12 protein-coding genes and 2 tRNA genes are annotated in these 13,446 nt (G+C 46.2%); 2 read left to right on the top strand and 12 right to left on the bottom strand.

Translation table 11 applies throughout. From position 1 onward, the window contains the following. Positions 1 to 63 precede the first annotated feature (63 nt). Positions 64 to 1,860 carry a Stk1 family PASTA domain-containing Ser/Thr kinase gene (gene pknB / locus BQ7117_RS00810; protein WP_073995766.1) on the top strand — a complete coding sequence of 599 codons (1,797 nt, stop codon included), beginning with the start codon at positions 64 to 66 and terminating at the stop codon, positions 1,858 to 1,860. 225 nt (positions 1,861 to 2,085) lie between these two features. Here pknB and BQ7117_RS07725 read toward each other — a convergent pair whose 3' ends face one another. Both BQ7117_RS07725 and BQ7117_RS00805 read right to left on the bottom strand, forming a co-directional pair. After that, positions 2,086 to 2,241 carry a hypothetical protein gene (locus BQ7117_RS07725; protein ID WP_202613011.1) on the bottom strand — a complete coding sequence of 52 codons (156 nt, stop codon included), beginning with the start codon at positions 2,239 to 2,241 and terminating at the stop codon, positions 2,086 to 2,088. 10 nt (positions 2,242 to 2,251) lie between these two features. After that, positions 2,252 to 3,133 carry a class E sortase gene (locus BQ7117_RS00805; RefSeq protein ID WP_084789795.1) on the bottom strand — a complete coding sequence of 294 codons (882 nt, stop codon included), beginning with the start codon at positions 3,131 to 3,133 and terminating at the stop codon, positions 2,252 to 2,254. Positions 3,134 to 3,257: 124 nt separating this feature from the next. On the opposite strand from BQ7117_RS00805, the gene BQ7117_RS00800 reads away from it, so the two are divergent. Beyond that, on the top strand, positions 3,258 to 3,527 hold the full coding sequence (locus BQ7117_RS00800; protein WP_073995765.1) for a cell division protein CrgA: 270 nt from the start codon (positions 3,258 to 3,260) through the stop codon (positions 3,525 to 3,527). Between the two features lie 275 nt (positions 3,528 to 3,802). Here BQ7117_RS00800 and BQ7117_RS00790 read toward each other — a convergent pair whose 3' ends face one another. From BQ7117_RS00790 to recF, 10 genes are all read right to left on the bottom strand, one after another. Beyond that, the gene (locus tag BQ7117_RS00790) at positions 3,803 to 4,501 is read right to left on the bottom strand and encodes a rhomboid family intramembrane serine protease (RefSeq protein WP_073995763.1); all 699 of its coding nucleotides are present in this window, start codon (positions 4,499 to 4,501) and stop codon (positions 3,803 to 3,805) included. 8 nt (positions 4,502 to 4,509) lie between these two features. Beyond that, positions 4,510 to 5,031, bottom strand: a complete 522-nt coding sequence (locus BQ7117_RS00785) for a peptidylprolyl isomerase (RefSeq protein ID WP_073995762.1) — start codon at positions 5,029 to 5,031, stop codon at positions 4,510 to 4,512. Positions 5,032 to 5,285: 254 nt separating this feature from the next. Continuing rightward, positions 5,286 to 5,918: a sugar O-acetyltransferase gene (locus BQ7117_RS00780; RefSeq protein ID WP_073996917.1), complete on the bottom strand. Its 633-nt coding sequence runs from the start codon at positions 5,916 to 5,918 to the stop codon at positions 5,286 to 5,288. Between the two features lie 77 nt (positions 5,919 to 5,995). Further along, a tRNA-Ala gene (locus BQ7117_RS00775) sits at positions 5,996 to 6,068 on the bottom strand. Positions 6,069 to 6,090: 22 nt separating this feature from the next. Beyond that, positions 6,091 to 6,164 (bottom strand) — tRNA-Ile (locus BQ7117_RS00770). Between the two features lie 124 nt (positions 6,165 to 6,288). Further along, complete coding sequence (locus tag BQ7117_RS00765; RefSeq protein ID WP_084789794.1) at positions 6,289 to 6,711, bottom strand: DUF3566 domain-containing protein; 423 nt, start codon at positions 6,709 to 6,711, stop codon at positions 6,289 to 6,291. Further along, on the bottom strand, positions 6,711 to 9,200 hold the full coding sequence (gene gyrA / locus BQ7117_RS00760; RefSeq protein ID WP_073995761.1) for a DNA gyrase subunit A: 2,490 nt from the start codon (positions 9,198 to 9,200) through the stop codon (positions 6,711 to 6,713). Before gyrA ends, BQ7117_RS00765 begins: the two co-directional genes overlap by 1 nt. A gap of 29 nt (positions 9,201 to 9,229) precedes the next feature. Continuing rightward, a complete protein-coding gene (gene gyrB / locus BQ7117_RS00755; protein ID WP_073996915.1) occupies positions 9,230 to 11,254 on the bottom strand; it encodes a DNA topoisomerase (ATP-hydrolyzing) subunit B in 2,025 nt (674 codons plus the stop codon). 283 nt (positions 11,255 to 11,537) lie between these two features. After that, positions 11,538 to 12,152 (bottom strand): DciA family protein, encoded by a 615-nt coding sequence (locus tag BQ7117_RS00750; protein ID WP_073995760.1) that lies wholly within the window; start codon positions 12,150 to 12,152, stop codon positions 11,538 to 11,540. Further along, positions 12,153 to 13,445: a DNA replication/repair protein RecF gene (recF, locus tag BQ7117_RS00745; RefSeq protein ID WP_073995759.1), complete on the bottom strand. Its 1,293-nt coding sequence runs from the start codon at positions 13,443 to 13,445 to the stop codon at positions 12,153 to 12,155. Between the last annotated feature and the right edge of the window lies 1 nt (position 13,446).

Here is a 13,446-nt window from a genome sequence, read left to right as displayed (position 1 = left end):
TTTACAGAAAAATACGGCATTATAAGCTAGAGGGTGGTTTTACACCGATAGGAGCGCGAGATAATGACTGAGATTCCCCGAATCCTGGGCGGCCGCTACGAATTAGGTGATTTAATTGGCCGCGGTGGTATGGCACAGGTGCATAAAGGCTACGATACTCGCCTTTCTCGTACGGTAGCTATAAAAGTGCTGCGCGCAGATTTAGCGGCAGATCCTACGTTTTTGGCACGCTTCCGGCGCGAAGCTCGCTCGGCAGCGGCACTAAACCATCCAGCTATTGTGGCGGTATACGATACCAGCGAAGAGCAAATAAAAACTAGCAGTGGGAAAATTATTTCGCTTCCCTATATCGTAATGGAGCTAGTACGCGGAAAGACGGTATCGAAACTTCTCGAAAACGGCAAAGCGGTGCCGATAAGCGAAGCCGTGCAGATTACGATTGGCGTACTCTCTGCTCTGGAATATTCCCACCGCGAAGGGATAATTCACCGCGATATTAAGCCGGGCAATATTATGCTCACTACCGATGGCAAAGTAAAGGTGACTGATTTCGGAATTGCGCGGGCAATTGCGGATTCGGCAGCCACTATGACCTCCACTAATTCAGTAGTTGGTACCGCCCAGTATCTCTCGCCAGAACAAGCGCGCGGCGAAGTAGTGGATGCTCGTTCTGATCTATATTCCACCGGCTGCCTGCTTTATGAATTACTCACCGGCAAACCACCTTTCCAAGGTGATTCGGCGGTAGCGGTAGCTTATCAGCACGTATCGCAAACTCCGCGGCCAGCTTCGGAAATTGCTCCTGATATTCCGGAGGCTTTAGATAGAGTAGTGATGAAGGCACTTGCGAAGCGGCGCGAAGACCGTTATCAAAGTGCCGCCGAAATGCATCGCGAACTTTCTGCCGCCATGCACGGAGAAGCAGTAGCAGCTCCCCAGGTAGATACTTGGAAGACCCGGGTGGTGCCGATACCGCCGCGGCCAGTAGAGGCTACCCAGATTGCTGCCGGACCGCTTCCAGGTGCAGCGGCCGGGCAAACGGATACCGATATTGAAATTCCGTCAACTCCCCAAAAATCACACAATATATGGAAATGGGTAGCCGGCATTTTAATATTGTTGGTGCTCACCGGAGTTGGCATAGCAGCGTGGAATGATGCCTTACCTTGGCAGGATAAAGGCACCGAAATAACCCGCGTAAGCGTACCGGATATGTCGAATATGACTCAGGCAGATGCCCGGCGCGCCTTAGAAGAAGTTGGACTAGTATTTGCTCTCGGAGATCCGGTAGAAGACGAAAAAGTGCCGGTAGGGCGGTTTGTATCTTCTAACCCAGCTATCCGCACTATGGTTGATAAAGGCAGCACCGTCACTGTGCATTTCTCATCTGGAGTGGGAGAGGCGACGGTACCGGATTTGAGTAATGGTTCTTATACGGAAGAGAGCGCCCGCGCCGAGTTGAAATCTTTAGGTCTGATAGTAGGGGCGGTAGAAAAAGTAGATGAACCAGGCATAGCTGCTGGAAAAGTATTCGATACGGATCCTTCGGCCGGCACACCGGTAGATAAAGGTACGCGAATTACTCTCTATGTATCCACTGGAAAAGTCACTTTACCAACTCTGGTCGGAAAGAGCCTCGAAGCTGCCCAGAATGAATTAAATGCGCGGAAACTGAACTACGATACTGTTTATGAGTCAGATGATTCCCCGCAGGGCACAGTGATAAAGCAGGAACCACTCGCTGGAAAAGTTGATTTCAATACGCGAGTAAAGCTCACTATATCGGACGGCCCAAAGAATAAGGATAATACCCAGCCTCCACACGATAATTCACAACCAGCAACTCCACCGCGAAATTAATAGTTATTCACAGAATAATTATTAATTACTGCCGCGAGTTACTCCGCTAGATATTTTTCGCTGCAGGTATTACCGCAGAAAGCAACTACCACTAGGGCTTTACCTGCATCCACAACATGGCTTAGCTGGCATCTACAGAAAGCTTAGTCGGTAGCGTTGCGCATGGGATACTACGCTTTAGCGAACGTCACCGATATCAGAAATGCTATTTAGCTAATTACAGGTTTAGCTGATAGTGGTGCCGAAGAAATCCGTTTCTTCTACTAACCACGGAAAAGCATAGTTAAAGAGCAGCCAAACTATCGCTAATATCAACACCAGTGATTCGATTACTTTTAGCCAAGTAGGCCCCGGCAAATGCCGCCAAATAAATCCGTACATTTTCCTCTCCCTACTTCTTCGCTAACTCTGCTGGGTCAATAAGTTCTATCGGTTTTCCATCGCTACGCTTCACCCAGTTATCAAATTCTGCTTGGACAATCCAGCGTTTATTGGCAATCCCCGGCGGATGGCAAGTAGTAATAGTAAGTAGCCGGCGCGTGGGGTGAATCCCGCTATAATCTTGCCCGGCTTCAATCCGTTCGCGCGCGCGGAAAGGATCTGGGGAAACTACATAAATATCACTGGGGTCTACTATTTGGTGACTAATTATTTTATACACATACCAGGTATCGGCAGTTTCGATGACGATTGCGTCGCCTTCTTTTAACTTATCTACGTTTATCATGCGAGCGCCGTAGACTTCTCTGTGCACAGCGGTGGAAAAATTACCAATTTCCCCGGGCATAGCGGTATCGGTGTAGTGCCCAAAAGCCCCGAAATCTAGTACTTGTTTCGTGGTGCCTTCGGCGATTATGCTTTGATGATCATAGCCAAAAGCCGGAATGTGGATTACTCCGAAATGCTCACCAGGGCCTACTGCTTTTTCCCAAGCTGGCGGAGCGTCGTGGTGTGCTTCCCCTACACCGGGAGGTAGTTTCCCAAATTCTTCGTGGATAGCCGATACCGCTGTGGCTTGGTTACGCTCTCCCACTAAGTTGGTCCACCACAGCTGCCACACGATAAAAAGCCCCAAGAGGATACCAATAGTAATTAGAATTTCTCCTAATATTCCTATTGCTCCAAAAAGTAACTTTCTTTTTCGGCTCGCCGGCGGGCGCGGAGCCGTACTTTGCTCACTCTGCGTGCGGCTCCTGCGGGCTTCTGCTCTATGCGAAGCAGAACGCCCCCGATGCCGAGGTACTTCGCCTATTTGTATTTCTTTTGTATCCACGCTCTTATTCTAAAACTTTCTCTGCGCGGGCGCTTCTTTGCTTTTTCTCTGCGTCCCGCTCCCTTTTTTTACTATATCCATATATCCTTACCTGTGAAGCTATTTAAGTTTGTTGGGAGTAAAGATGCCTGAATCTAAAAAACGCCAAAAAGTAGTCGACCGCCGCAAGGCGCAAAATCGCCGCGCACAGAACACCACCGAAGAGAAGCGTTCTCCGCGCTGGTGGGCACCGCTCATGGTGGCACTAGCTATTATTGGCCTTTTAATAGTAGTCACCGCTTATGTAACGAATGGGCGTTTCCCGGTTCCGGGGCTTAGCAACGGCAATATCAATCTTTTCATTGGAATTGGCTTTATGTTAGCTGGTTTCTTTATGACGGCGGGTTGGAAGTAGCCACTTTTCGCTCCACTCTCCACTTTCAAAGCGAATTATTTCCAAAGCGCACTATTTCTAAAATTAAAAGCGAATTACAAGTTTGTAATTTATCCACGACTGTGGGAAAGCCTGTGGATAAATACTTGAACGATTTTATTTGCGTAATTTTATTTGCGCTGCTTTACTTGGACAACACTTTGCGTACTTTTATAGCTATTATACTCTGCACGAACTATATGAATTTTTTAGTTTTCCGCTAAAAATTCTCTTAGAAAATAACTCCCCGCAATGACTTAGAGAAGATAGAGTATTCCCACTAAAAGAGCAGCAATAAGGGCAGCAATTAGAATATCTAGGAGCAGGCTGGGCTGGCGGCGAATCTTACGAATTACCACCCAGAGCCACATTAAGAGAGTGCCACCTATTAATCCACCCAAATGTGCTTGCCAGGCAATAGCGGGAATTATAAAACTGAGCGCCAGATTGACTCCCAATAAAATTGCTATACCGGCTGTATTTCCTTGTACGTTGCGCGTAAAAATTAGTAAAGCGCCGAAGAGCCCAAATACCGCTCCGGAAGCTCCTACTGCCGCGGTATGCATAGTATTAGTCATTACCGAAACGGCATAAAACATGACGTTTCCCGCGAAAGCGCTCAAAATATAGAGCAGTGCGAAGCGGAGAGAGCCAATTATGCGCTCTAATACTGATCCAATTAGCCAGAGTGCATACATATTGAACAGTAAGTGCAGAAGGCCAGCGTGGAGAAAAGCCGCCGTGATAAAGCGATAAGGCTGATAAAAAGCTAAGGGTGGGTAGAAGAGCAGCTGCGCGCCTATTACTGGCTGTATTCGCTCTGCTAAGACTAGTAGTGCGGAAAGCAGAATTAAGCCGCAGGTGACCGGGGCGCTTTCCGCATAACGAAGAAACCGCCCCGTGGAAATTCCGGCCCAAAAGGCGCGCAGCTGCTCAGAAATACTTTTTCTCGGCATTAGTTAGACTACTCTGCCACCGAAATTGTTTCGATTACTACATCCTCTACCGGCCTATCAAGTGCTCCGGTTTCTACTTGCGCTATTTTATCTACTACTGCCTGCGAATCCGCATCCACTACTTTTCCAAAAATAGTGTGCTTTCCTTGTAGCCACGTGGTGGGGGCTACGGTAATGAAAAACTGAGAACCGTTGGTGCCTTTACCGAAACGCGTACCCGCATTGGCCATTGCGAGCATATAGGGAGCTGTGAAGTTAACTTCTGCCGAAATTTCATCGTCAAAAGTATAGCCCGGGCCACCGGTGCCCGTTCCGAGCGGATCTCCACCCTGAATCATGAAACCGTCAATTACGCGGTGGAAAATAACTCCGTCATAAAGTGGCCGCGTCACTTTCTCGCCGCTGCGCGGATCTATCCATTCGCGTTTTCCAGTGGCTAGCTCCGTAAAATTCGCTACTGTTTCCGGTGCATACTGCGGATAGAGCTCTACCGCAATATCTCCCATATTTGTGTGTATAGTTGCTTTCATAGTTCTATCTTTTCATAACTTGCCGGTAAATTCACCGCCGCGGATACCAGTGCAAAAAGAAATCAGTAGACTAGATAGTAAATTACGAAAAGGAAAGATTATGCATTTTCGAAAAAAGGGTTGCTTCTCATTATTTTTTCTCGGCTGCGCAGCACTCGCGCTGGCAATTAAATTAGGTAAACTGCCCAAAATTAACTGCGGCAACGAGCGGCCAGATCCGTGGGCAGCGGACTATTGGGAAAATCTATAATTTCTTACTTCTTTTCCGCCCGCGCCGCCGGAGGGAACTCTTCCGCTTCTAGGCTGCGCAGAATCCGCGCCGGATTTCCCACCGCCAGCACATTTGCCGGTAAATCTTTAGTGACGACGGCTCCGGCACCTACCACGGTATTATCACCAATCGTGACTCCTGGTAGCACTATCACTCCGCCTCCGAGCCACACATTATTGCCGAGCGTAATCGGGGCTGCTTTTTCAATTTTAGCGCGGCGAGCTTCTTTTTCTAAAGGATGAATAGGCGTCAAGAGCTGCACATTTGGCCCAATCATGCAATCTTCACCTATGCGAATTTCGGTGCAATCCAGCGCCACTAAATTAAAATTAATAAAAGTGCGCGCCCCGATGTAGATATTTTCACCGTAGTCTACATAAAAAGGTGGCTTAATATATACATCTTCGCCTACCTCACCAAGCAGCTCGTGGAGAATTTCTTTTGCGCGCTCTTTTTCTCCATAGACTTCTGCTCCGTAGTATTCATCAGTTAATTCCATACCCCGCTGAGCGACCAGTGCATTATCGGAATCAAAAGCTCTATACCAATCTCCCGCCAGCATACGCTGCCGCTCTGTGCGTGGATCTCCTGCAAAATAATCTTTCATATTTCCCATAATTTCAGTATTTTTTCGCCACTGATAAAACAAATTTTAGAGCAATAAAAAATTTTCTATATAAAATTCAAATGGAGTGGAGCATAGGGGACTCGAACCCCTGACCTACTGCTTGCAAAGCAGTCGCGCTACCAGCTGCGCCAATGCCCCGTAGGGAAAACTGCTATTTCCGTGGGCCTAGATGGACTCGAACCATCGACCTCCACATTATCAGTGTGGCGCTCTAACCAACTGAGCTATAGGCCCATTCGTACTGCGTTTTAACTACGTACCGAGTTAGATTATCTTAAAAAAGCATATATTTACAAATCAGATTGCGTGGTAAGCAATAGAACTCACACTTTTTCTGCTGTCTGCTTTTTCTCTGGCTCTATTCGTCCGTAGCTACTATACGCAAGCCACCTACCAGCGAAGCTACAGTATTGTAAATCAGCGCCATTAAACCACCCGCAGCCGTACAGAGCACAATTTCCATTAAAGCCACAATGATAGAAAAGGGTATCAATCTTCCAAATTCTAAGAATTGCCCCATTTGCAGTAACTGCTCCGATTTCAAAGTGGTGAAAAGCTCGGCAATACCTGACCATACGTGCATAGCGTCAAAAATAAACCAAGCAATTATTGAAAGCACCACTATAACAATGCCTACCGCCACTGAAAGAAGGAAAGAAATCTTCAACGCCGACCATGGATTAATATGAGAAATAGTCAGTTGCGCCGTTTTTATTTCCACCGGATATTCTTCGGCAGGTACCGAATTTTCCACTCCAGCGGCAGGTTTTTCTTCTGCCATTATGCGCTCTCTTCCTCTTCTTCATCTTTTTCTAGATTAATAGCAATTGCAATAATTTTATCGTCTTCTTCGGGGCGTGCAAAGGTAACTCCTTGCGTATTTCTACCCGTCAGATTTACTTCATCTACCCGCGAGCGCACTACTTTTCCAGATTCCATAATTACCAGCACTTCATCACCGGCTTGGGTAATTAAAGCTCCTACTAAATCTCCCCGCTCTGCCACTAAATTGGCTACTTTTACTCCTAAGCCGCCGCGATTTTGCCGGCGATATTCTTCTAATAAGGTACGCTTTGCGAATCCACCTTCCGTCACCACAAAGACTTCCGCGTTTTCGCGCACCGCCACCATGGTAAGCAAAGAATCGCCCGCCCGGAATTTCATACCTCGCACTCCTGCAGTAGCTCTCCCGAGCGCCCGCAAAGATTCTTCGTCAGCAGTAAAGCGTAAAGATTGACCTTTCCGTGATACCAGCAATAAATCGTCATTTTCGTTTATCAGCTGGGCAGATACTAATTTATCGGTACTGCCATCGGCGCGCTCACGCAGATTTATCGCGATTAACCCGCCACTGCGCGCTGAATCATATTCACTCAGCCGGGTCTTTTTAATCATGCCGTCTTCTGTGGCCAGCACTAAATAATCTGCCTGCTCATAGTTATGTAAAGAAATAGCGGAGGCAATCTTTTCTTCCGGCTGGAAAGCTAATAGGTTCGCTATATGCTGGCCTTTCGCATCTCTTGCTCCCTCCGGGATTTCATAACCTTTAATACGGTAGACCCGCCCCATATTGGTGAAGAAAAGGTGCCAATCGTGCGTAGAGGCAATACCGAAAGTCTCTACTACATCGTCGCCTCGCAAAGTAGCGCCTTTAATTCCTTTTCCACCACGATGCTGCGCCCGGTATTCGGATACTTTAGTCCGCTTAATGAATCCGGAGCGGGTAATCGTCACGACTACTTCTTCTTCCGGTATTAAATCTTCTACCGTCACTCCGCCTTCATGAGGAATAATTTTGGTACGCCGCTCGTCCCCATATTTTTCAACTATCTCTGCCAACTCGGTAGAAATTATTTGCCGTTGCCGCTCTGGCTTCGCCAAAATATCCCGATAATCGGCGCAAAGTGCTTCTTTCTCGGCCTTTTCATCTAGAATCTTCTGCCGCTCTAAAGCTGCCAACCGGCGGAGCTGCATAGCCAAAATATGATCAGCTTGCACTTCGTTAATATCTAGCAAAGCAATCAAACCATTGCGCGCTTCTTCCGGAGTTTGAGAAGATCGAATAAGCGAAATTACCGCATCTAAGTTATCTAATGCTTTCGCCAATCCGGCAAGAATCATCAGCCGTTCTTCGGTCTTTTGCAGCCGATAACGGGTACGGCGATTAATCACTTCTATTTGATGATTTACCCAGTGATATACGAACCCGTCTAAAGAAAGTGTACGCGGCACACCGTCCACTAATGCCAGCATATTGGCGGGGAAATTATTTTGCAGCTGCGTATGCTTATATAAATTATTAAGCACTACTTTTGCTACTGCGTCGCGTTTTAAGACTACTACTATGCGCTGGCCAGCTCGCCCAGAAGATTCATCACGAATATCAGCGATGCCAGGAAGCCGCCCGTCTTTAATTCCTTCTACCATCTTCCCGAGTAATCTATCGGGATTCACTTGGTAGGGAAGATCGGTAATTACTAGGCACTGCCGCCCGTTTATTTCATCTACTTCCACAATCGCTCTTTGGGTAATCGAACCATTACCCGTGCGATACATATCTTCAATACCTTTAGTGCCGAGAATGACGGCTCCGGTCGGAAAATCTGGCCCTTTAATGTAGTGCATTAACTGATTAAGCAGTTCTTCGCGGCTCGCCTCCGGATGCTGTAAATACCACTGCACTCCTTCCGCTACTTCCCGTAGGTTGTGCGGTGGAATTCGGGTGGCCATACCCACCGCAATTCCTTCTGAGCCATTAATAAGTAAATTAGGGATTCGCGCAGTAAGTACGGTAGGTTCTTGTACCGATCCATCGAAATTAGGCTGAAAATCTACGGTGTCTTCATTAATATCGCGCACCATTTCCAGAGCGAGTGGAGCCATACGGGCTTCGGTATATCGCGGAGCAGCTGCACCCAAATCTCCGGCCGTACCAAAATTTCCTTGCCCAGCTACCAGCGGATAGCGCATACTCCACGGTTGCACTAAGCGCACCATCGTATCGTAAATAGCAGCATCACCGTGTGGGTGGTAATTACTCATTACTTCGCCCACTACTTTTACTGATTTAGAGAAAGAAGCATCGGGGCGGAAACCGCCATTCCACATAGCGTAAATTACTCGCCGATGTACGGGTTTCATGCCGTCGCGCACATCGGGAAGCGCGCGCCCGACTATCACCGACATCGCATAATCGAGATAGGAAGTTTCCATCTCTTTTTGCAGGTCTACGTCTTTTATATATCCGTGCTTATATCCGGTTTCGCTCATATTCTTCTTCTCTGTACTCACATCTATCCTTAAATATCTAGGAAGCGTACGTCATGGGCATTGCGCTGAATAAAGCTGCGCCGCGACTGCACATCTTCTCCCATCAAAATAGAAAAAGTTTCATCAGTACTAGCTGCTTCACCTATTTCTACTTTTTTCAAAGTCCGCGTCTCCGGATCCATCGTGGTTTCCCACAATTCAGAAGCGTTCATTTCTCCTAGACCTTTATAGCGCTGAATTCCTTGCCCTTCGGCTTTCGGTAATTTTTTCCCAGCCGCTAAACCAGCTGCTAAAACTTCATCGCGTTCTTTGTCAGAAAATACATATTGATGGGGAGCATTAGTCCATTTCAAACGATAGAGGGGTGGCATTGCTAAATACACATATCCCCCTTCAATAAGCGGCTTCATATAGCGATAAATTAACGTGAGAAGCAACGTAGCAATATGTTGCCCGTCCACATCGGCGTCTGCCATAAAGACGATTTTGTGGTAGCGCAATTTCTCTATATCAAAGCTTTCTCCTACGCCCGTACCAAAAGCCGTAATTAAACCTTGAATAGTGTCGGAAGAAAGTGCCCTATCTAGCCGCGCCTTTTCCACATTAAGAATTTTCCCGCGAATCGGCATAATCGCCTGATGTTGGGGGTTACGCCCATTTACTGCTGAACCACCAGCAGAATCACCCTCCACAATAAAAATTTCACATTCTTCCGGGTTACGCGAAGTACAATCTTTCAGCTTCCCAGGTAAAGAAGCTGATTCTAGTACTGATTTACGCCGCGTCGCTTCGCGAGCTTTCCGTGCTGCTACTCGCGCCGAATAGGCTTGAGTAGCTTTGCGAATTATTTCTCTTCCTTCAGTTGGATGCATATCTAGCCATTCGGAAAGATATGCATAGGTCTGGGTCTGCACAAAAGTGCGCGCTTCCGTATTACCCAGCTTAGTTTTTGTCTGCCCTTCGAATTGCGGCTCGCCGATTTTAATAGAAATTACGGTAGTTAAACCTTCGCGCACATCGTCACCCGAAAGATTCGGATCTTTATCTTTTAGAAGATTCTTATCACGGGCATATTTATTTATTACTGAAGTGAGTGCAGTGCGGAAGCCTTCTTCGTGGGTACCGCCTTCTGTGGTGTTAATAGTGTTGGCGAAAGTGTAGAGGGATTCACTATAGGCATTAGTCCACTGCATAGCTATTTCTACCGACATTTTCTTTTCGGTATCTTCTACTTCAAAATAAATAGGTTCGCTATGTACTGGTTCTGCTTTTTTCGTGCGCACTAAATGTGCCACATAGTCCAGAATTCCCCCGTCATATTTATAGCTAATTTCGCGATGCCCCGGCAGTGGTGCATCAGCTACTCCTTTGTTGTCTCCAGTGACTTCGTCTCCTTCTTCTACCGCTTCTTTTCTTTCGTCTATTAGCGTGATACGAAGGCCTTTATTTAGGAAAGCCATTTGCCGGAAACGATGCCGGAGAGTTTCGAAATCAAAATGGGTAGTTTCAAAAATTTCTGCATTTGGCCAAAAGGTCTGCTGCGTACCCGTTTTATCGGTCTTTTCGCCTTTGGCGAGTGGTGCTAAAGGTACCCCATTTTCGTAGGCTATTCTCCAGACGTATCCATCACGCCAAATTTGTGTTTCCATTCGGGTGGAAAGCGCATTTACGACCGAAACACCTACTCCGTGTAAACCACCTGATACCGCATAGGAGCCGTTGCCGAATTTACCTCCGGCGTGCAGCATCGTCATAACTACTTGTACTGCAGAAACTTTTTCGGTGGGGTGAATATCTACCGGAATTCCGCGCCCATTATCTACTATGCGCACTCCGCCACCTTCTAAAAGAGTGACGGTGATTTCACTACAATATCCAGCTAAAGCTTCGTCTACAGAATTATCCACTACCTCATAAACTAAATGATGTAGTCCTCGTACTCCGGTAGAGCCGATATACATTCCCGGACGTTTACGTACTGCCTCTAGCCCTTCCAGTACCGTAATATCTTCTGCGCCATAATGTTCTTCCGGTTTATTTTTTTCTTCACTCACGCGGCAGCGCTCCTCCACCCTTTTACTGCTTCTTTTTCTGTGTCTTATCTCTCAATGGCTCGAGATATATACTTTTACAGATTTAAGACCTTCTTTAGTAGGTACCTACATAAACTACTACTTCTTCTATTATAGCCAGAAAATACGCATTTTTCGATTTTGGCGCTCGCTCCGATCTTAGAGCCTTCTCTTTTAGAGCTTTTTCCTAAAGCTTTCTCCCCACGCCGTACTTTTTCACTTTGTTTTTATGTATTGCGTATCGTTATTCCGGTTAATCATTCGTTTAATCATAGGTATCGCGCACACCGCGGCCAGGAACTACATATTTTCCGTGTCTCCAAGAAGGGCGATGCGGCCCTACTATGCGAATTTCTTTTACTACACCTTCTCCTAGCTGGGAAGAAATTCGCTTATCTAATTCTAAAGAAAGTGCCCGCAATTGCGTTTCCCACGAAACCGTACGCGCCCTAATCGTCAATACTTTTTCTTCTGAATACTCTTGCACACAAGAATTAGCTGCTACCACTTTTCCTACTATTGCTTCCCAATTTTCTGCAATAGCAGCTACATCGATTTTTTCTTGCCACGCTTTTTCTTTTAACGTGCGCTCCACTAACATTCCGAGCGGTTTGGGATCTAAATAAGATTTTCGGGCACCACTTCCTACATCTTGCCCGGGTACAGGTACATAAACATCTGCACCAATTCTCTCTTGCGGTGCCATTTCTTTGTTTCGCGTTGCTGAGCCACTTTTTCTAATTCGCACCCAGCCTTGTGCTTCTGCCATTACCCGCATTTTTTCTAAAATTTGTAATGGCAATACATCTCCATATTTTTTATCGGCAGCTATTCGTGCCTGCCGCCGACGTTCTTCCCTACTCACCTCCTCTTTTTTCATTTACTTTCCTTCTGCTACTTTTTCATTTTCTTCGGTTTTAGCTTCAACTTCAGTTTCAGTTTTTTCTACTACTTCGTGATTTGCTACTAGAAAACTTTTTCGCGCAGCCCTCTCCGGCAATTCTTCTCCGCTCGCAGAAGTAATTATTACTTGTTCTGCCTCGGTTATTATCTCCATTAACCGTTCCCGCCGATACATATCTAGTTCAGAAAATACATCGTCTAAAATGAGAATAGGTTCTTCTTTACTTCCCCACAGATCTGCTTCGATATTCCGTAAAATTTCCCATTCTGCAAGGCGCAAAGCTAAAGCATAGGACCACGTTTCTCCGTGCGAAGCGTAACCTTTAGCAGGTAAATCTTGAAGTAATAACCGAATATCATCGCGGTGTGGGCCTACTAAATTTACTCCTCTTTCTATTTCTGTTTCGCGCCATTTTTGTAGTTGCTCATATAAAACGGCTTCTACAACTGCTGTATTTTGCAGTTTTTCTTCGTTTTCTTGAATTTCTCCATCCGCTTTAAGCGCAAGTTCTTCTCCTTTTTCTCCTTGCACAGCTGCTGGATCTGGAAGTTCCCACCCGCGGCGGATATTAATATTTGCTTCGTAATCTATTCGGGCTTTTCCTTTACCTCCAGAAATAAGCCGATAGTATTCCATTATATAAGGGCGCAATTTTTGAATAATTTCCGCGCGGCGGGCAATAATTTCTGCCCCTAAGCTAGCTATTTTCCTATCCCAAACTTCTAAATTTTTTTCGTCAAAATTTCGCCCACTCCGCCGACATTTCCGCGCTGTTTTTAATAACGCTGCTCTTTGACTAAGTACCCGATTGTATTCTCGATTAATTTCTTTATTCTTTTTATCTACCTGTATAAGTAATTCGTCTAAAAAATTTCGCCGCGCTCCCGGCTCTCCTTTTATTTTTTCTAAATCTTCCGGTGCAAAGACCACTACTTTCACTATTCCCAGTAGTTCTGCTGGCTTTACTGGCCCTCTATTTATCCAACAAGAATTCGCTTTGCCAGGAAGTATTTTTACTTCTAAAACACTTTCGCCTTCTTCTTGTACGCAGCGCGCCTGAATAACTGCTTCGGTAGCCTGCTTATGTACCAATGCCGTATCAGCTGCAACTCGATGCGAAGAAAACGTAGCTAGATAAGCTATTGCTTCTACTAGATTTGTTTTCCCCGCCCCGTTTTGGCCGCAAAACACGTTAATACCGGGCTGCAGCTTTAAAAAAGCTTGCCGATACGAGCGAAAATTATAAATTGCGAAATCAGAAATATACACT

Origin of the sequence: Arcanobacterium urinimassiliense (assembly GCF_900119495.1) — a bacterium.
GTDB classification, from domain to species: domain Bacteria; phylum Actinomycetota; class Actinomycetes; order Actinomycetales; family Actinomycetaceae; genus Arcanobacterium_A; species Arcanobacterium_A urinimassiliense.
The sequence above is the reverse complement of the archived record's forward strand: the minus strand, read 5'-3'. Positions and strand labels throughout refer to the sequence as shown.